Below are 21,267 nucleotides of genomic sequence, written 5' to 3' on the forward strand. Positions count from 1 at the left end.
CGCATCGCGCCGCACGGTGGGCGCTGGAGACCGTGCAGGAGTGGCTGGCCGGCGACGGCGACCGTCTCGCGGTGGTCACCCGCGGCGCGGTGGAGCCGGTCACCGATCCCGCGGCGGCCGCCGTCTGGGGCTTCGTCCGGTCGGCGCAGGCGGAGCATCCCGGCCGGTTCGTGCTGATCGACGTCGACGACGACGCGTCCTCCGACGCGGCCGTGCCGGAGCTGTCGTCGGGCCGGCACACCCAGCTGGCGATCCGGTCCGGCCGGGCACTGACCCCGGTACTCACCCGGCTGAGCCCCTCGGGCGAGCCGGTGGAGCCGTTCGCGGACCCGGTGCTGATCACCGGCGGGACCGGCGGTCTCGGCGCGCAGCTCGCCCGCCACCTGGTCTCCTCCCGCGGTGTGACGCGGCTGGTGCTGACCAGCCGACGCGGACCGGACGCCCCCGGTGCCGCGGAACTGTCCGCCGAGCTGACCGCGCTCGGTGCCGACGTGCAGGTCGTCGCGTGCGACGTCACCGACCGTGCGGCCGTGGCCGAACTCCTCGCCGGGCACCCGGTGGCCGCGGTGATCCACGCGGCCGGCGTCGTCGACGACGCCACCGTGACCGCGCTGACGCCGGACCGGGTCGCGGACGTCCTGCGGCCGAAGGTCGACGCGGCCTGGCACCTGCACGAGTTGACCCGCGACGTGCCGCTGCGGTCGTTCGTGCTGTTCTCGTCCTTCGCGGGCGTCGGGGGCGCGGCCGGCCAGGGCAACTACGCGGCTGCGAACGCGGTACTGGACGCGCTGGCCGCCCACCGGCGGAACCTGGGACTTCCGGCGACGTCGCTCGCGTGGGGGGCGTGGGAAGACCGCACCGAGCTCTCCGCGGCGGCCGACTTCGATCGGATGGCGCGGATCGGGCTCCCGCCCCTCACCACGGAGCAGGGCCTCGCGCTGTTCGACGCGGCCGGGACGCACACGGCCGAGCCGCTCGTGGTTCCCCTCCGGCTCGATCTGGGGATCCTGCGACGCCACGCCCGGTACCTGCCGTCGCTGCTGCACCGCCTGGTGCCCCCACCGTCCCGGCGCACCGCCCTGGACGGGAGCGCCGCCGACACCGCCGGCCGGCTCGCGTCGCTGCCCGCGGAGCAGCGTGCCGAGGCCGTGCTCGACCTGGTCCGGGCGTCCACCGCGGCAGTACTCGGACACGCGGGCCCGGAGGCCGTCGACACGCTCCGCTCGTTCGCCGAGCTCGGCCTCGAGTCGCTCACGGCCGTCGAGCTGCGCAACCGCGTCGCGGCCGGCACCGGCCTGCGGCTCTCGTCCACAGTGGCGTTCGACTACCCGACCCCGGCCGCTCTCGCGGCCCACCTGGCCGGCGAGTTGAGCGGAACCGACGCGACGCCACGCCGTGCGGCCCCGGGCCGACGAGCGACCACGGACGATCCGATCGTCGTCGTCGGCATGGCCTGCCGTTACCCGGGCGGCGTCGAGTCACCGGAGGACCTCTGGGAACTGGTCACCGCGGGCCGGGAAGGCATCGCACCGGCACCGGCGGATCGCGGCTGGGAGCTCGACCCCCACGTCGCCCGGCTGGACCGACCGCTGGTGGGCGGGTTCCTCCCGGCGGCCGGGGAGTTCGACGCGGCGTTCTTCGGGCTCTCGCCGCGTGAGGCGCTGGCGATGGATCCGCAGCAGCGGTTGTTACTGGAGACGTCGTGGGAGGCGTTGGAGCGGGCCGGGATCGATCCGACCGGCTTGCGCGGCAGCCGGACGGGTGTCTTCGCCGGGCTGATGTACCACGACTACGGCACCAGCGCGCAGTTCCCTGACGAGTCCGTGGGCTTCCTGGGCACCGGGACGTCCGCCAGCGTCGCGACCGGCCGGGTGGCGTACCTGTTCGGGCTGGAGGGGCCTGCGGTGACTGTCGACACGGCGTGTTCGTCGTCGCTGGTCAGCCTGCACCTCGCGGCCCAGGCGCTGCGTTCGGACGAGTGCGATCTGGCGCTGGCCGGCGGGGTGACCGTGATGTCGACCCCGGGTACGTTCATCGGATTCGCGCTGCAGGGCGGGCTGTCGTCCGACGGGCGCTGCCGGTCGTTCGGGGACGGTGCCGACGGCACTGGCTGGTCCGAGGGCGTCGGCATGCTGGTCGTCGAGCGGCAGTCCGACGCGATCCGCAACGGACACCGGGTCCTGGCCGTGATCCGCGGGTCCGCGGTCAACTCCGACGGTGCGTCCAACGGCTTGACCGCCCCGAACGGCCCGGCGCAGCAGCGGGTGATCCGGCAGGCGCTCGCGTCGGCCGGGCTGGCGCCCACCGACGTCGACGTCGTCGAAGGGCACGGCACCGGAACCCGGCTCGGCGACCCGATCGAGGCGCAGGCGCTGCTGGCTACCTACGGCCAGGAGCGCGACACGCCGCTACTGCTGGGGTCGGTCAAGTCGAACCTCGGGCACACCCAGGCCGCGGCGGGCGTCGCCGGGGTCATCAAGATGGTGCTGGCGATGCGGCACGGCGTCGCGCCCCGGACGTTGCACGCCGAGGCGGCCTCCGCCGAAGTGGAGTGGGACCTCGGAGCGGTCGAACTGCTGACGTCGAACCGCGCCTGGGAGGTCGAGGGCCGGCCGCGCCGCGGCGCCGTCTCGTCGTTCGGGATCTCCGGCACGAACGCGCACGTGATTCTGGAGGAAGGACCGGCGCCGGCCCCGGTCGCGGTGCCGGCTCCGGCCGGGCCCGTGCCGCTGGTGGTCTCCGCGAGGTCGGAGCGGGCGCTGGCCGCCCAGGTGGACCGTCTGACCGGCTGGTGGGAGCAGTCCGCCGCACCGGCATCCGACGTCGGCGCGCAACTGGCGCTCTCCCGGGCCGCTCTCCCGTTCCGGGCGGTGCTGTTCGCCGGCCCGGAGGTGGTGCGGGGACCGGGTGACGCCGCCGCGCCGTCGGGGGAGACCGCCGCGCCGTTGGGGGAGACCGCCGCGCTGCGGGGGGATACCGGCGTGTCCCGGCTGGGCGAGGCCGTGCGCGGCGCGGTGTCGCGGGGCCGGGTGGCGATCGCGTTCGCCGGCCAGGGCGCGCAGCGCGTGGGCATGGGCCAGGACTCCTACGACCGCTATCCGGTGTTCGCCGCCGCGTTCGACGCGGTGCTGACGCACTTCGAAGGGGCCCGGGAAGCCTGGTCGGATCCGGAGCTGATCGATCGGACCCGGTGGGCGCAGCCGTTGCTGTTCGCGGTCGAGGTCGCGCACTACCGGCTGCTCGAGTCGTGGGGCGTCCGGCCCGACGTCCTGATCGGACACTCGATCGGCGAGCTGGCGGCGGCTCACGTGGCCGGTCTCTGGTCGTTGCCCGACGCCTGCCGGATCGTCGAGGCGCGGGCGCGGCTGATGCAGGCGCTGCCGGCCGGTGGAGCGATGCTCGCGGTGGCAGCTCCCGAGTCCGCGGTGCTGCCGCTGCTCGCCGGCCGCGAGGACGAGATCGCCCTCGCCGCGGTCAACGCCCCGAACGCCGTGGTGCTGTCCGGGACCGAGGCCGCGGTCCGGGACGTCGCCGCCGGCCTGGAGGTGCGCACGCGGCGGCTGCGCGTCTCGCACGCGTTCCATTCACCGTTGATGGATCCGATGCTGGCCGACTTCCGCCGGGTCGTGGAGTCGGTGGAGTTCGCCGAGCCGGTGCTCACCGGGCCGGCCGGGACCGCGCAGTGGACGGACACCGAGTACTGGGTCCGGCAGGTTCGTGAACCGGTGCGGTTCGCCGACGCGGTCGCCGCGCTCGGCGTCGACGTCTTCGTCGAAGTGGGACCCGATCGGTCGCTCAGTGCCGCGGCGGCGCAGATCCTGCCGTCCGACGTGTCGATCACCGCCGTGACCGACGAGCCGCTGCGGGTGCTGGCCACTGCTTTCGTCCGGGGCGCGCGCGTCGACTGGACCGCGGTGTTCGGTACCCGCGCGCCCGCGCTGGACCTGCCCACCTACGCCTTCGCCCACGACCGGTACTGGCCCAGGGCGGGCGCGCCCGGTGACCTCACCGCCGTGGGGCTGCGTTCGGCGGACCACCCGCTGCTGGGCGCGGCGGTCGAGCTGGCCGGCGGCGGCGTGGTGTTCACCGGCCGGCTGGCGCTGCGCGCGCAGCCGTGGCTGTCCGGGCACCGGGTCGGAGGGGTGCCGCTGGTGCCCGGGGCGGCGCTGCTCGAACTGGCCGTCCGCGCCGGTGACCAGGTCGGTGCGGCCCGGGTCGAGGAGCTGACCCTGCCGGAGCCGCTGCCGCTGCCGGAGTCCGGTGGCGTCCAACTGCAGGTCGTCCTGGGTGGTGCCGACACCGCCGGGAGCCGCGCGGTGGAGATCTACGCCCGGCCGGACGGTTCGGAGGACCCGTGGGTGCTGCACGCGGCCGGCACGGTCGGTCCGGGTGCCGTCGAGGCGGACTTCGCGCCGCGGTCCTGGCCGCCGGAGGCCACCACGCCGATCGACCTCACCGGGGTCTACGACGGTCTGCGGGCCGCCGGGCTGGATTACGGCCCGGCGTTCCAGGGTCTGCGGGCGGCCTGGTCGGCGCCGGACGGCACGGTCTACGCGGAGGTCGCGCTCGCCGCCGACGAGCGCTCGGACGCCGCACGGTTCGGACTGCACCCGGCGTTGCTCGACGCGGCCCTGCACGCGGCAGCCCTGCCCACCGGAGCCCTGCCGACCGGAGCGCCGTTCGACGAGCCCGCGGGGGGTTTGCCGTTCGTCTGGCGCGGCGTGTCGCTGCACACGGCGCGGGCCGTCGCGCTGCGGGTGCGGTTGCGCCGGCTCGGCGTCGATCCGACCGGAGCCGGTGAGATCGTGCTCGACCTGGCCGACGGGGCCGGTGAACCGGTCGCGTCGATCGGCGGCCTGCGGCTACGCCCGGTGACCTCCGAGGCCACCGGCACCGTGACCTCGATGGCCCGGCGTTCGCTCTTCGCGGTCCGCTGGCAGCCGCTGGAGCAGCCGGTCGACGCCGCCGACCGGCCCGCCGCCCCGGCGACCCGGCTCGTCGAGGCCCCCGGAGGAGATCCGGGCGATCCGGTGGGCTCGGCCCACCGGGCGGCCGCGTGGGCACTGGCGACCGTGCAGGCCTTCCTGGCCGACGACGGGCTGGACCGCGGCGACGGGCTGGACCGCGGCGACGGGCTGGACCGCGGCGACGGGCTGGACCGCGGCGCTCGGGAGAGCCGCGGCGAAGGGGACCGTTTGGCGGTGGTGACCCGCGGTGCGATCGAGCCGGTGACGGATCCCGCCGCCGCCACGGTCTGGGGACTGCTGCGCTCGGCGCAGTCCGAGCACCCGGGCCGGTTCCTGCTGATCGACCTCGACGACGACCCGGCCTCCGCGGACGCCCTGCCCGCCCTCGTGAACGGCGAGCAGCCACAGCTCGCCGTGCGGGCCGGGCAGGCACGTACCCCCGTGCTCGCCCGGTTGGCGCCCGCGGACGAGCCGGCCGGCCTGCTCGAGGGCACGATCCTGATCACCGGCGCAACCGGCGGCCTGGGCTCGCTGCTGGCCCGGCATCTGGTGTCCGTGCACGGCGCCCGCGACCTGGTACTGACCAGCCGGCGCGGCGAGGACGCGCCCGGCGCCCGCGCACTCGTCGGCGAGCTGACCGGCCTGGGCGCACGGGTCGCGCTGGTGGCGTGCGACCTGACCGATCGGCACGCGGTCGCTGACCTGCTGGCCACGGTCGAGCCTCCACTGTCGGCCGTGATCCACACCGCAGGCGTCCTGGACGACGGTGTCGTCACCGCGCTGACCCCGGAGCGCCTCGAGGCGGTGCTGCGGCCCAAAGTGGACGCAGCCTGGTACCTCCACGAATTGGCGGGCGCGGTGCCGCTCGTCCTGTACTCCTCGTTCGCCGGCATCGGCGGGGCGGCCGGGCAGGGCAACTACGCGGCGGCGAACGCTTTCCTCGACGCGCTGGCCGCCCACCGGCAGTTCCTCGGCCTGCCCGGCACCTCGCTGGCCTGGGGTGCGTGGCAGACGCGCACCGCGCTCTCGGCGTCCGCGGACTTCGACCGGCTGGCCCGGGCGGGGCTCCCGCCGGTCACCGCCGAGGAGGGGCTCGCGCTGTTCGACGCTGCGCTGGCCCGCGCCGACGAACCGCTGGTCGTTCCGGTCCGGGTTGACCTGGCGACGCTGCGGCGCCACGCCCGGCACCTCCCGCCGTTGCTGCACGGACTGGTACCTGGATCGGTGCGGCGCAGCGCGAACGGCGTGGCGGCCGGTGACGCCGCCCTGCGCCTGGCCGCGATGCCCGCGGAGCAGCGCGGGCCGGCCCTGCTCGAGCTGGTCCGCGGTCATGCCGCGGCCGTGCTGGGACACGTCGGCGCCGGTGCGATCCCCGCGACCACGACCTTCGCCGAGCTGGGCGTCGAGTCGCTCACGGCGGTCGAGTTGCGCAACGCGCTCTCGGCCACGACCGGTCTCCGGCTGCCGGCGACGCTCGTCTTCGACTATCCGACCCCCCGTGCGGTCGCCGAGTTCCTCGACGCCGAACTCGTCGGCCCGCCCGCCGACGAGCCCGCGAACCGGCTCCCGGCCCTGCGCTCCACGGACGACGACCCGGTGGTCATCATCGGCATGGCCTGCCGTTACCCGGGAGGCGTCGACTCACCGGAGGATCTCTGGGAACTCGTCCTGGCCGGCCGGGACGGCATCACCCCGTTCCCCACCGACCGCGGCTGGGACCTGGGACAGGTCCCACCCGAGCTGGCGGACTACGCGCACGTCGGCGGGTTCCTGCACGACGCGGGGAACTTCGACGCGGCGTTCTTCGGAGTCTCGCCACGCGAGGCGATCGCGATGGATCCGCAGCAGCGACTCCTGCTGGAGACCTCCTGGGAGGCGCTGGAGCGCGCCGGGATCAACCCCACCGGGCTGCGGGGAAGCCGTACCGGCGTCTTCGCCGGCCTGATGTACCACGACTACGGCACCGGTGTCCGGTTCCCCGACGAGTCGATGGCGTTCCTGAGCACCGGCACCTCCGGCAGCGTCGCCTCCGGCCGGCTGTCGTACACGTTCGGGTTCGAAGGCCCGGCGCTCACCGTCGACACCGCCTGTTCGTCGTCGCTGGTCACGCTTCATCTCGCCGCGCAGGCGCTGCACTCGGGGGAGTGCGACCTGGCGCTGGCCGGCGGTGCGACCGTCATGGCCACGCCGAACACGTTCCTCGGCTTCTCGATCCAGGGTGGCCTGGCCGCCGACGGGCGGTGCAAGTCGTTCTCCGACGCGGCCGACGGCACCGGCTGGTCGGAGGGCGTCGGCATGCTCGTGGTCGAGCGGCTCTCGGACGCCCGGCGCCACGGTCACCAGGTCCTGGCCGTCGTCCGTGGCTCGGCGGTGAATCAGGACGGGGCCTCCAACGGCCTGACTGCGCCCAACGGCCCGTCGCAGCAGCGGGTGATCCGGCAGGCGCTGGCCTCGGCCGGCCTGAAGAGCACCGAGGTGGACGCGGTGGAGGCGCACGGCACGGGCACCCGGCTGGGTGACCCGATCGAGGCGCAGGCGCTCCTGGCCACCTACGGCCGGGACCGGGAGACGCCGCTGCGGCTCGGCTCGGTCAAGTCGAACATCGGCCACACGCAGGCCGCCGCCGGTGTGGCCGGCGTGATCAAGATGATCGAGGCCATGCGCCACGGCGTACTGCCCCCGACGCTGCACGTGGACGCGCCGAGCAGTCAGGTGGACTGGTCCGCGGGTGCGGTCGAGCTGTTGACGTCGGCGCAGCCGTGGGAGGCCGGTCCGGGCCGGCCGCGTCGGGCGGCGGTGTCGTCGTTCGGGATTTCCGGGACGAACGCGCACGTGATCCTGGAGCAGGGTCCGGAGGTGCCGGAGCCGGCGGTGGCGGAGTCGTCCGGTTCCGGGCTGGCCGGTTCCGGGCTGGCCGGTTCCGGGCTGGCCGGGGTCGGGCCGGTCGGGGTCGGGCCGGTCGGGGTCGGGGTCGGGCCGGTCGGGGGTGGGGTGGTTCCGGTGGTTGTGTCGGCGAAGTCGGCGGTGGCGCTGGCTGCGCAGGCGGCGCGGCTGGCGTCGTTGATCGAGGTGAGCGGGCCTGCTCTGCGGGATGTGGCGTTTTCGTCGGTGGTGACGCGGGCGGTGTTTGAGCATCGTGCGGTGGTGCTGGCGGGTGATGGGGCGGGTTTGCTGGCGGGTTTGGGGTCGTTGGATGTGGCGGGGAATGTGGTGCGTGGGGTGGCGCGTCCCCGGGGTGGGTTGGTGTGGGTGTTCCCGGGTCAGGGGGCGCAGTGGGCGGGTATGGGGTTGCGGTTGGTGGCGGAGTCGCCGGTGTTCGCGGCGCGGTTGGCGGAGTGTGCGGTGGCGTTGGCGCCGTTTGTGGAGTGGGATCTGTTTGAGGCGCTGGGCGACGAGGTGTTGCTGGGGCGCGTTGATGTGGTGCAGCCGGTGTCGTTCGCGGTGATGGTGTCGTTGGCGGCGGTGTGGGATTCGCTGGGTGTGCGTGCGGGTGCGGTGGTGGGTCATTCGCAGGGTGAGATCGCGGCGGCGGTGGTTGCGGGTGCGTTGAGTTTGGAGCAGGGTGCGCGGGTGGTGGCGGTGCGGTCGAGGTTGATCGCGTCGCGGTTGGCGGGTTCGGGGGCGATGGCGTCGGTGGCGCTTGCGCTGGATGAGGTGGAGCCGGTTCTGCCGGTGGGTGTGTGGGTGGCGGCGGTGAACGGTCCGCGGTCGATCGTGCTGTCGGGTGATCCGGAGGCGCTGGACGGTCTGGTTGCTCGGTGGACAGATGAGGGTGTGCGGGCTCGGCGGATCGCGGTGGATTACGCGTCGCACTCGGCGCACGTCGATGTCCTCGAGGCGGAGCTGCGTGCCGCGCTGGCCGATCTGGAGCCGGCCCCGGTGTCGACCCGGATGTGGTCCTGCGTCGAGAGCCGGTGGCTGACCGGCGCGGAGCTGGACGCCGGGTACTGGTTCGAGAATTTGCGTCGTCCGGTGCGGTTCGCGGAGGCGGTGCAGGCCCTCGCGGGTGAGGGGTTCGATGTTTTTGTGGAGTGCAGTCCGCATCCGGTGTTGACGGGTCCGGTTAGTGATTTGGTTGCTGAGGGTGTGGTGGTGGGTTCGGTGCGCCGGGGTGAGGACTCGTGGTTGCGGGTGTTGACCAGCGCGGCGGAGTTGTTTGTGCGTGGGGTGGAGTTGGAGTGGGTTCCGGCCGGTCGGCGGGTGGATTTGCCGACGTATGCGTTCCAGCACGAACGCTACTGGCCGGACGGCCGGCTCGGTGGGGCCACGACCCGCAGCACGCTCGGCCATCCGGTGCTCGACACCGCGGTGGAACTGGCCAGCGGCGACGGTCTGGTGCTCAGCGGCCGGCTCGGGTTGCGGACGCACCCGTGGCTGGCCGCGTACGAGATCGCCGGCGTGGTGTCGGTGCCCGCCGCGGTGCTCCTCGATCTGGCTCTGCGCACCGGCGACGAGGCCGGCTGCGACGGGATCGATGACTTCACTCTGGACACGCCGCTGAGCTTCGCGGCCGACACCACGGTCCTGGTGCAGGTCGTCGTCGGGGCGGCGGACCCGGCCGGCAGCCGGACGTTCGACCTGCACGCCCGGTCCGAGCGGTCCGACCGGCCGTGGATCCGGCACGGCGGCGGCCGGCTCGCCGCGGCCGGCACCAGGGAGTCGAGCCCCGAGGCTCAGCCCACCTGGCCCCCGGCGGGTTCGACCCGGCTCGATCCGGCCGACCTGGCCCACCTGATCGACCTGATCGACGTCACCGCGGCGGCCTGGCGCGACCCGTCCGGTGCCGTGCACCTGCAGATGAACGCCGAGACGACGGCGTTCGGGCTCGACCCGGCCGTCGTGGACACCGCGGTGGCGGCGCTGCCGCTCATCGGCTGGCCCGGCCTGCTGGTCCCGGCCCGCTGGGCGGACGTGCAACTGCACGCGATCGGCGCCACCGCCGTGCGTCTGCGCCTGACCCCGACCGGCGCGGACACGGTCTCGCTGGCGGTCTTCGACCCGGCCGGGACGCCGGTACTGTCCGCCGGCGCGCTCGAACTGCGCGCACCGACCGCCGACGACCTGAGCACCACTCACCGCAGCGGCGTCGACGGGCTGACCCACGTCGTCTGGACGCCGTTGACCGCCACCACCGACGGACCGCCGGACGACGGGGTGACGGTGCTGCGCTGCGACGATTCCGGCGACGGCGACCTGCCCGAGCGGGTGCGGTCCGTCACGACCACGGTGCTGGGCGCGCTGCAGCGGCTCGGCGACACCGACCGGATGGTGGTCGTCACGCGCGGCGCGGTCGGCGTCGACGGCGCGGCGCCGACCGACCTCGCGTCGGCGGCGGCCTGGGGCCTGGTGCGCACCGCGCAGTCGGAACGCCCGGGCCAGGTCGTCCTGGTCGACCTGGATCCGGCCGGTCCGGACGCGCTCGACGAGGCGCTGCTGGGTGCCGCCGTCCACTCGGGCGAACCGTCGGTCGCGATCCGGGACGAGGCGCTGTGGGTGCCGCGGCTCACCCGGTTGCCCGCCACGTCGCCGGGGCCGGTCGAGTTCCACGGCACCGTGCTGATCACCGGAGGCACCGGCGGCCTGGGCGCGGTGTTCGCCCGCCACCTGGTGACGGCGCACGGCGTCCGGCGCCTGCTGCTGGTCAGCCGCCAGGGGCTCGCTGCCCCCGGTGCCACCGAACTGCGGACCGAACTGGCCGCGCGCGGCGCCGAGGCCGAGGTCGTCGCCTGCGACGTCGCCGACCGTGACGCGCTCGCGGCGCTGCTGACCGAACACCCGGTGGACGCCGTGGTGCACAGCGCCGGGGTCCTCGACGACGGTGTGATCGACTCCTTGACGCCGGAGCGGCTGGACGCCGTGCTGCGGCCCAAGGTGGACGGCGCCTGGAACCTGCACGAGCTGACCGCGGCGCGGCCGCTGACCGCGTTCGTCGTGTTCTCGTCGCTGGCGGGAACCCTCGGCGCACCCGGGCAGGGCAACTACGCGGCGGCGAACGCGTTCCTGGACGGCCTCGCCGCGCACCGCCGAGCCGCCGGACTGCCCGGCCTCGCGCTGGCCTGGGGACTCTGGGCCGAGCAGACCGCACTGACCGGCGGATTGAGCGACACCGACACCCGGCGGATGGCCCGCTCCGGAGTGCTGCCGCTCTCCAGCGACCAGGGCACCGCACTGTTCGACGCCGCGCTGGCGGGCGGCGTGGCCGGCGTCGTCCCGGTGCGCTTCGACCCCGCGGTGCTGGCCTCCGCCGGCGCGCTCCCGCCATTGCTGCGCGGGCTGGTGCGCACCCGGCGCCGGGCGGCGGGTGCTCCCGCGGCCGCGGCGGACGGCCTGGCGCGGACGCTGGCGGCGCTGGACGCGACGGCGCGTCTGCCGTTCGTCCTCGATCTGGTCCGGGCCCAGGTCGCCGTGGTCCTGGGCCATACCTCGGCCGGGGACGTCGACCCGAATCTGCCGTTCCGCGAGCTCGGGTTCGACTCGGTGACCGCGCTGGAACTGCGCAACCGGATCGCCGAGACCACCGGGCTGCGGTTGCCCGCCACCCTCGTGTTCGACTACCCCACCCCGGCGCAGCTCGCGGAACATCTGCTGGCCGAGGCGCTCGGCGGTGGCCTCGACCTGCCCGTCCGCACCGCCCTCGCGCCGGTCGGCGACGACCCGGTCGTGATCGTCGGAATGTCCTGCCGGTTCCCGGGCGGGGTGCGTTCGCCGGACGAGCTGTGGCAGTTGCTCGCCGACGGCGTGGACGCGATCGACGGCTTCCCGTCGGACCGGGGCTGGGATCTCGAGGGCCTCGGCGGTGGCCGGGCGCCGGAGCTGGCGACCGGCCAGGGCGGCTTCCTGGACGACGCGGCCGGCTTCGACGCGGACTTCTTCCGGATCTCCCCGCGCGAGGCGATCGCGATGGACCCCCAGCAGCGGTTGCTGCTGGAAAGCTCGTGGGAGGCGCTGGAGGACGCCGGTCTCCGGCCGGAGACGCTGCGCGGCAGCCACACCGGCGTCTACGTCGGCACCAACGGGCAGGACTACCTGAGCCTGCTGCTGGACCGCGGCACCGACGTGGAGGGCCACGCGCTGACCGGCCTCTCGGCCAGCGTCCTGTCGGGCCGGCTCTCGTACACCCTCGGGCTGGAGGGCCCGGCGGTCACGGTCGACACCGCCTGCTCGTCGTCGCTGGTCGCGCTGCACCTGGCCGGGCAGGCGCTGGCCGCGGGCGAGTGCGACCTCGCCCTGGTGGGCGGCGTGACGGTCATGACGACGCCGCTGTCGTTCGTCGGCTTCAGCCTGCAGGGCGGGCTCGCGTCCGACGGGCGGTGCAAGTCCTTCGCGGACGGCGCGGACGGCACCGCCTGGTCCGAGGGCATCGGCATGCTGGTCGTGGAGCGCCGTTCGGACGCCGAGCGCCGAGGCCACCGGATCCTGGCGGTCGTGCGCGGCTCGGCGGTGAACCAGGACGGTGCCTCCAACGGGCTGACCGCCCCGAACGGTCCGTCGCAGCGGCGGGTGATCCGGCAGGCGCTGGCCGTCTCCGGACTGTCGCCGGCCGACGTCGACGCGGTCGAGGCACACGGCACCGGGACGACGCTCGGCGACCCGATCGAGGCGCAGGCGCTGCTGGCGACGTACGGGCGGGACCGGGAGCGGCCGCTGCAGCTCGGTTCGATCAAGTCCAACCTCGGACACACCCAGGCGGCGGCCGGGGTGGCCGGTGTCCTGAAGATGATCCTGGCGATGCGGCACGGCGTGCTGCCCCGGACCCTGCACGTGGACGCACCCACGTCCCACGTGGACTGGGCCGCGGGCGCGGTCGAACTGCTCACCGAGAACCGGCCGTGGGAGGCCGACGGGCGTCCCCGCCGGGCCGGGATCTCGTCGTTCGGGATCTCCGGGACGAACGCGCACGTGATCCTCGAGGAAGGACCGCCTGCCCCCGTCGCCGCGACTGCTTCGGCCGCCCCGGCGGGCCTGGCCGGCGGCGCGTCCACGGCGGGCGACCCGGTGCCGGTCGTGCTCTCGGCGCGGTCCCGGGCCGCGCTGGCCGGGCAGGCTGCCCGGCTGGCCGGGCGGGTCACCGACGCTTCTCCGGCCGACGTGGCGGTCTCGGCGTCGGCGCGGTCGGTGTTCGAGCACCGCGCGGTGGTGCTCGCCGCCGACCCGGCCGAGCTCGCCGCGCGGCTGACCGCGCTGGCCGCGGGCGTGCCGGCCGCGGGCGTGGTGGTGGGTACCGCGGCCCATCGGCCGATGCTGGCGATGGTGTTCAGCGGGCAGGGTGCCCAGCGGGCCGGGATGGGCCGCGAGCTGTACGCGCGGTACCCGGTGTTCGCGACGGCGTTCGACGAGGTGCTGGACGAGCTCGACGACGACTCGATCCGCTCGGCCTGGTCGGACCCGGCGGCGATCGACCGGACCGGCAACGCGCAGCCGCTGTTGTTCGCGATCGAGGTGGCGCTGTGGCGGCTGCTGGGATCGTGGGGCGTCGAGCCCGCGCTGGTGGCCGGGCATTCGATCGGAGAGCTGGCCGCCGCCTACGTGGCCGGGGTGTGGTCGCTGGCCGACGCGTGCGCGCTGGTGGCCGCGCGCGGCCGCTTGATGCAGGCGCTTCCCTCCGGCGGGGCGATGGTGGCGGTCCGGGCCACCGAGGCGGAGGTGCTGCCGCTGCTGGCCGGGCGGGAGCGGGAGGTGGCGCTCGCCGCGGTGAACGGACCCGACTCGGTGGTGCTCTCCGGCGTCGCCGCGGCGGTGGACGAGATCGTGGCGGCGCTGGGCGTCCGCGCGCGCCGGTTGAGCGTGTCGCACGCGTTCCACTCGCCGCTGATCGAGCCGATGCTGGACGAGTTCCGCGCGGTCGCCGAGGAATTGTCGTACGCCCCGGCCGCGGTGCCGATCGTCTCCACGGTGACCGGCGATCTGCTCACCGACGAGCAGGTCCGGGATCCGGAGTACTGGGTGGCGCAGGTGCGCGAGCCGGTGCGGTACGCGCAGGCGGTGCTCGGCCTGCGCGCGGCCGGCGCCACGATCCTGCTGGAGGTCGGCCCGGACGCGGCGCTCGCTCCGCTCGCCGACGGAACCGTTCCGACGCTGCGGCGGGACCGGGAGGAGCCGTCCACGCTGCTGGAGGCGATCGGCCGGTTGCACGTCGACGGTGTGGACGTCGAGTGGCCGCGCCTGCTGCCGGCGGGGCACCGGATCGAGCTGCCGACCTATGCGTTCCAGCACGAGCGGTTCTGGCCCGAGCGGTCGCGGCCGGCCCCGGCGGCGTCCGGCAGCGACCCGGTGGACGCGGAGTTCTGGTCGGTCCTGGCCCAGTCCGACGTCGAGTCGCTGGCCGATCGGTTCGCGGTGGCACCCGACGCCATCGAGGCCGTGCTCCCGGCCCTGACGTCGTGGCGGCAGGGCCGGCGGGAGCAGTCGGCGGCGGCGTCCTGGCGTTACCAGGTGACCTGGCAGCAGTTCCCGATTCCCGGCCGGACGCTGACCGGCCGCTGGGTGCTGCTGGTGCCCGCGGCGCTGCGCGCGGACGCCTGGACGGCCGAACTGTGCGAGCGGCTGCCGGTGGACCGTATCGACGTCGAGCAGGTCGATCGGGCGTCGCTCACCGACCGGCTGCGCGGCGTCCCCGCCGACGGTGTCCTGTCCCTGCTCGGGTTCTGCGCGGACGGTTCGTCCGCCGCCGGAGTCGGCGCCACGATCGCGCTGCTCCAGGCCCTGGCCGACGCCGACGTCTCGGCGCCGGTGTGGTCACTGAGCCGCGCCGCGGTGTCCGTGGGGCGCGCGGACCCCCCGGTGGATCCGGGTCAGGCGGCGGTGTGGGGTGCGGGCCGGGCCGCGGCGCTCGAACACCCGCTGGCCTGGGGCGGCCTGATCGACCTGCCCGGCGTCGTGGATGCCCGTACCGCGGAGCGGCTGGCGGGAGTGCTGGCCGGCGGAACCGGCGAAGACCAGGTCGCGTTGCGGACCAGCGGGGCGTTCGGCCGCCGGTTGGCCCCGGCGCCGCTCCGTGGCCCCGAGCGGGACTGGCGGGCACGGGGAACCGTCCTGGTCACCGGCGGCACCGGCGCGCTGGGTGCCCGAGTGGCCAAGTGGCTGGCCGAGTGCGGGGCGGAGCGCCTGATCCTGACCAGCCGGCGCGGCCCCGATGCCCCCGGCGCGGCCGAGCTCCGTACCGAGTTGACCGCGCTCGGCGTCGCCGTGGAGATCGTGGCCTGTGACGTCGCCGACCGCGACGCGGTGGCCGGGCTGCTGGCCGCGTACCCGCTGACCGGAGTCGTGCACACCGCCGGGCTGGGCCAGTCCGCCCTGCTCCAGGCCACCACGCCGGAGCAGGTCGCCGAGGTGCTGGCGGCCAAGGCCGTCGGCGCGGCCCACCTGGACGCGCTGCTCGGCGAGCAGGAGCTGGACTTCTTCGTGCTGTTCTCGTCGATCGCCGGCACCTGGGGCAGCGGCGCCCAGGCGGTCTACGGCGCGGCCAACGCCTACGTGGACGGGCTGGCCCAGCGGCGCCGTGCCCGCGGGCTGGCCGCGACGTCGGTGGCGTGGGGCGCGTGGGGCGGGGACGGCCTCGCGGCGGCCGACGGCGCGGCGGAATACCTGGGTCGCCGTGGGGTGCTGCGGATGGACCCCCAGGTGGCGATCGTCGCGCTGGAGCAGGCCGTGGCGCAGGACGACGGATGCGTCGTCGTCTCGAACATGGACTGGGACCGGTTCGTCCCCCCGTTCACCGCGATGCGCCCCTCCGCGCTGTTCGGGGACCTGCCGGGCGTACGGCGGGCCCTGGAGGCCGCCCGGGCGGAACGCGCCGACGCGAACGAGTTGCGGGAGCGTCTGCTCGCGCTGCCGGCCGCGGAGCGCAACGCGGCCGTGCTGGACCTGGTCCGGACGCACATCGCCGCGGTGCTGCGGCTGACCGACCCGGAGGCCATTCCCGCGGACCGGGCCTTCAGCGACTTCGGCTTCGACTCGCTCACCGCCGTCGAGCTGCGCGGCGCTCTGGCGTCGGTGACCGGTCTGGAGCTGACCGCGACGCTCGTCTTCGACTACCCGACACCGGAGCGGCTCGCACAGCACCTGGTCGAGGTGGTGCTCGGCGAAGCCGCCGCGACCGGGTTGCCGACGGTGGCGCTCCCGGCCACGGACGACCCGATCGTCGTCGTCGGAATGGCCTGTCGTTACCCGGGCGGGGTCGCCTCGCCGGAGGACCTCTGGCGGATCGTCGTCGACGGCGTCGACACGATCGGCGACATGCCGCTCGACCGCGGCTGGCAGCTCCCCGCCGGAAAGACCGTGCGGGGCGGGTTCCTGGCCGCCGCCGCGGACTTCGACGCGGGGTTCTTCGGCATCTCGCCGCGCGAGGCGATCGCGATGGACCCGCAGCAGCGGCTGCTGCTGGAGACCGCGTGGGAGGTGTTCGAGCGCGCCGGCCTCGATCCGCGCGCGATGCGCGGCAGCAGCACGGGGGTGTTCGTCGGCGCCGCCGGTTCCGGCTACACGCCCCCGCCGGAGTCGGCCGGACACGCGATGACCGGCCAGCTCTCCAGCGTCGCGTCCGGACGCATCTCGTACGTCTTCGGCCTGGAAGGTCCCGCGGTCACGGTCGACACCGCGTGCTCGTCCTCGCTGGTCACGGTCCACCTCGCCGCCCAGGCGCTGCGGGGCGGAGATTGCGACCTGGCGCTCGCCGGCGGTGTCACGGTGCTGTCGGATCCGATCGCGTTCGCGGAGTTCGACGCCCAGGGCGGCCTGTCGGCCGACGGGCGCTGCAAAGCCTACGGGGACGGCGCCGACGGCACCGGCTGGTCCGAGGGCGTCGGAATGCTGGTACTCGAACGCGGGTCGGACGCCGCGCGGCGCGGGCACCGCGTGCTGGCCGTCGTGCGCGGGTCGGCGGTCAACCAGGACGGCGCGTCGAACGGTCTGACCGCGCCGAACGGGCCGTCCCAACAGCGGGTGATCGGCCAGGCGCTGGCCAACGCCGGGCTCTCCTACACCGACGTCGACGTCGTGGAAGGCCACGGAACCGGCACGGCCCTCGGCGACCCGATCGAGGCCCAGGCGCTGCTCGCCGGCTACGGCCGGGAACGCGAGCGGCCGTTGCTCCTCGGCTCGGTGAAGTCCAACCTCGGCCACACCCAGGCCGCCGCGGGCGTCGCCGGCATCATCAAGATGGTCGAGGCCATCCGGCACGGCGTGGCACCGCGCACCCTGCACGCGGACGAGCCGTCGTCGCACGTGGACTGGAGCGCGGGCGCGATCGAGCTGCTCACCGGGAACCGGCCGTGGCCGGAGGCCGGGCGGCCACGGCGCGCAGCGGTGTCGGCGTTCGGGATCTCCGGCACCAACGCGCACGTCATCCTGGAGGAGCCGCCGGCCGAAGCGCCGTCCGTGCAGGCGCCGGCCGTGCCGGCGGCCGAGCCGGCGGTGCTGCCGGTACTGGTGTCCGGGCGCTCCCGCGAGGCCCTGGCGGCGCAGGCCGCCCGGCTCCGCGACCGGGCGTCGTCCGCGCCGCTGCCCGCGCTGGCCCGGAGCGCCGCACTCACCCGCGCCCGTTTCGAGCACCGCGCGGTCGTGCTGGCCTCGTCGCCCGACGAACTCGTGGACCGGCTGACCGCGCTCGCCGACGGCCAGGCCGACGGACGGGTGATCACCGGAGCGGTAGGAGCGGCCGCCGCCGCACCGAAGGTCGCGATGCTGTTCACCGGTCAGGGCGCGCAACGGGTGGGCATGGGGCTCGCGCTCCACGACCGCTACCCGGTGTTCGCCACCGCGTTCGACGAGATCTGTGCCGAGCTGGACCGGCACCTGGACCGGCCGTGCCGCGACGTCCTCGCCGACCCGGACCTGATCGACCGGACCGGCTGGGCGCAGCCCCTGTTGTTCGCGGTCGAGGCCGCGCTGGTCCGGCTGCTCGCCTCCTGGGGGGTGCACCCGGACGTGGTGGCCGGGCACTCGATCGGCGAGCTGGCGGCGGCCTACGTGGCCGGAGTCTGGTCGCTGGAAGACGCGTGCGCGCTGGTCGCGGCCAGGGCCCGGCTGATGGACGCGCTCCCGGCCGGGGGCGCGATGGTGGCGGTGCAGGCCTCCGAAGCGCGGGTCGAGCCGTTGCTGGCCGGCCGGGAGAACGAGGTGGTGATCGCCGCGGTCAACGGCCCGGACTCCGTGGTGCTCTCCGGGGTGACCGCGGCGGTGGACGAGGTCGTGGCCGCGCTGGACGTCCGGTCGCGGCGGCTCACGGTGTCGCACGCGTTCCACTCGCCGCTGATGGACCCGATGCTGGCCGGCTTCCGTGCGGTGGCCTCGACGCTGACGTACCGCGAACCCACCGTGCCGCTGGTGATCGCCGGCGGCGTGGCGACCGATCCGGAGTATTGGGTGCAGCAGGTGCGCCGGCCGGTGCGGTTCGCCGAGATCGCCGAGGCGCTGCCCGGGGCGGTCCGGCTGGAGATCGGCCCAGACGCGGTGCTCTCCGCGCTGGTCGACGGCGTACCGACGCTACGGGCCTCGCGGCCGGATCCGGACGCGATGAGGGAGGCGGTGGCCCGGCTGGACGTGGCGGGCGTCGGGGTCGACTGGGCCGCGGTGCTGCCGACGGCGGAGCGGCTCGACCTGCCGACCTACGCCTTCCAGCACCAGCGGTACTGGCCGGCCGCCACCGGCTCCGGAGACGTCCGGCAACTCGGGCAGACCGCGGCCGGGCACCCGATGCTCGGTGCCGTCCTGCGGCTGGCCGGCTCGGCGGTACCGGACGAGGCGGACGCGGGTGGTGCGGCCGACATCGTGCTGACCGGCCGGCTCTCGGCGGCCACCCATCCGTGGCTGGCCGGCTCGGGACCACTCGACGCCGTGTCGCCCGGTGGCGCGTTACTGGAGCTGGCCTTCCGCGCGGGTGACGAGGCCGGCTGCGATCGGGTGCGTGAGCTGACCGTGGAGCACGATCTCTCCCCGCTCGGCCGGGAGCCGCTCGCGGTCCACGTCCGGATCGGCGCCGGGCCGGAGGCGGGCAGCTACCACTGCGGCATCTACGCCCGGACCGCCGACGACCAGCCCTGGACCCGGCACGCGCACGGAATTCTGGACTCGGAGGCCACCGGGGACCGACGGGTGGCGGCCGTGCCGCTGCCGACCTGGCCGCCGACCGGGGCCGTCGCGGCCGACGTGGCCGGCGCGCGGGCCGCCTGGCGCGACGGCGACACGCTGTACGCCGAGGTCGCGCTGCCCCCGGAGGTGCTCGACGCCGCCCGCTACGGCCTGCACCCGGCGTTGCTCGACGCCACGCTCGCTCTCTCCGGCCGGGTGGCCGGCTCCTGGCGGGACGTGACGCTGCACGCGGCCGGTGCCACCGCGCTGCGGGTGCGGCTCGCCCCGGCCGGGCCGGACACGATCGCGCTGGTCGCGTACGACCCGGCCGGTGAGCCGGTGCTCACCGCCGCCGTGGGCCTCCGGGAACCGGTCGTCGCGGCCGGCACCCCCACCGGCCCCGATGCGCTCTACCAGGTCGCCTGGACGCCGGTGGACACGCCGGCCGCCGACCGGCAGCCCGGCATCGTCGAGCTGACCGGCTCGCCGGCCGACGTGGGCGAGGTGCCCGACGTCCTCTGCGTACGGGTCGCGCCCACCGGCCCCGACCAGATCTCCGACGTGCACGAACGGACCGGCCGGGTGCTGCGGCTGATGCAGGACTGGCTGGCCGACGAGCGGTTCGACGGTTCCCGGCTGGCCGTGGTCAGCCGGGGCGCGGTCGCCGTGACCGAGTCCGAAGCCCTCGCGGACGTGGGTGCGGCAGCGGTGTGGGGCCTGGTGCGGGCGGCACAGGCCGAGCACCCGGGCCGGATCGTGCTGGTCGATCTGGACGACGTGACCGGCCCGAGCGACGCGACCGACCTCACCGACGCGGTCGGTGCGGCCGTCGCCTCGGCGGAGCCGCAGGTGGCGGTGCGGGCCGGGCAGTTGTTCGTACCGCGCCTGGTGCGGGCGTCGGTCTCGGACACGGACCTTCCGGGCTTCGGAGCGGACGCCTCGGTGCTGATCACCGGGGGCACCGGCGGCCTGGGCGCGCTGCTGGCCAGGCACCTCGTGTCGGCCCGGGGCGTCTCGAACCTGGTGCTGGCCAGCCGGCGCGGCCCGGACGCCGCCGGTGCCGCGGAGCTGCGCGACGAACTCCGCGAGCGTGGTGCCACCGTCGAGATCGTGGCTTGTGACCTGGCCGACCGGGCCGCGGTCGCCGCCCTGCTCGCGACCCGCCCGGTGGACGCGGTCGTGCACGCCGCCGGCGTGCTGGACGACGGCATGATCTCGTCGCTCACCCCGGAGCGGCTGGACGCCGTGCTCCGGCCCAAGGTCGACGCGGCCTGGCACCTGCACGAGTTGCTGGGGGAGCAGCCGCTGGTGCTGTTCTCCTCGGCGTCCGGCACGCTGGGCTCCGCCGGGCAGGGCAACTACGCCGCGGCGAACGCGTTCCTCGACGGCCTGGCCGACTACCGCCGCACCGCCGGGCTGCCCGGACGGTCGCTGGCCTGGGGTCCGTGGTCGGGCGGAGCCGGCATGACCGGCGCCCTGACCGGGGCCGACCTGCAGCGGATGGCCCGTGCCGGTCTGCCGCCGATCGAGCCGCCGGCGGGCCTCGCGCTGTTCGACGCGGCGCTGCGTGCCGACGCGACCGCGCTGGTGCCGGTCCAGCTGGACCTGACGCTCCTGCGCGCGCACAGCGTCGTTCCGCCGCTGCTGCGGTCGCTGGTGCGGACCAGGCGGACCGCGGCCGGGGATGCCGTCCAGAGCGAGGCACTGCGTCAGCGGCTCCGGGCCCTGGAGCCGGGGGAGCGGGAGGCCGAGCTGCTCGACCTGGTCCGTCGCGAGTCCGCGGTGGTACTCGGTCACCGCTCGGCCGACGCGATCGACCCGGTGAGCGAGTTCCGCGAGCTCGGTTTCGATTCGCTCACCGCGGTCGCGCTACGCAACCGGCTGACCGAGACCCTCGGCCTGCGGCTGCCGGCGACGCTGGTGTTCGACTACCCCACACCCACCGCGCTGGCCGGCTTCCTCGGCGTCGAGCTCGATCCGGAGGTCGCGCTCACTCCGGAGCCGTCCATCCTGGACGACCTCGACCGGATCGAGGCCTCCCTGGCCAAGAACGGCCTGGACGAGCTGGCCCGCAACGGCATCGCGACCCGGATGCAGCAGTTGCTGGCGTTGCTTGGCCAGGCCCCGGCCGCCGGAGCCGGGGACGACGTGTCCGGCCTGCTCGACGCGGCCAGCACGGAGGAACTGTTCGAGTTCATCGATCGCGAGATCGGCCCCGCCCAGAACTGACGGT

At 75.1% G+C, this 21,267-nt stretch carries 1 protein-coding gene (only partly in view); it reads left to right on the forward strand.

The features are described from left to right. A protein-coding gene (locus ACIBZJ_RS41880; RefSeq protein ID WP_395939184.1) for a type I polyketide synthase crosses the window boundary here: on the forward strand, nucleotides 1-21,263 show its 3' portion. The gene continues 14,524 nt to the left of window position 1, outside the view; the window shows 21,263 of its 35,787 coding nt (coding positions 14,525-35,787); the start codon falls outside the window, past its left edge; the stop codon is at nucleotides 21,261-21,263. Nucleotides 21,264-21,267: the final 4 nt, after the last annotated feature.

The organism is Cryptosporangium sp. NPDC051539, from assembly GCF_044454545.1.
Lineage (GTDB): Bacteria > Actinomycetota > Actinomycetes > Mycobacteriales > Cryptosporangiaceae > Cryptosporangium.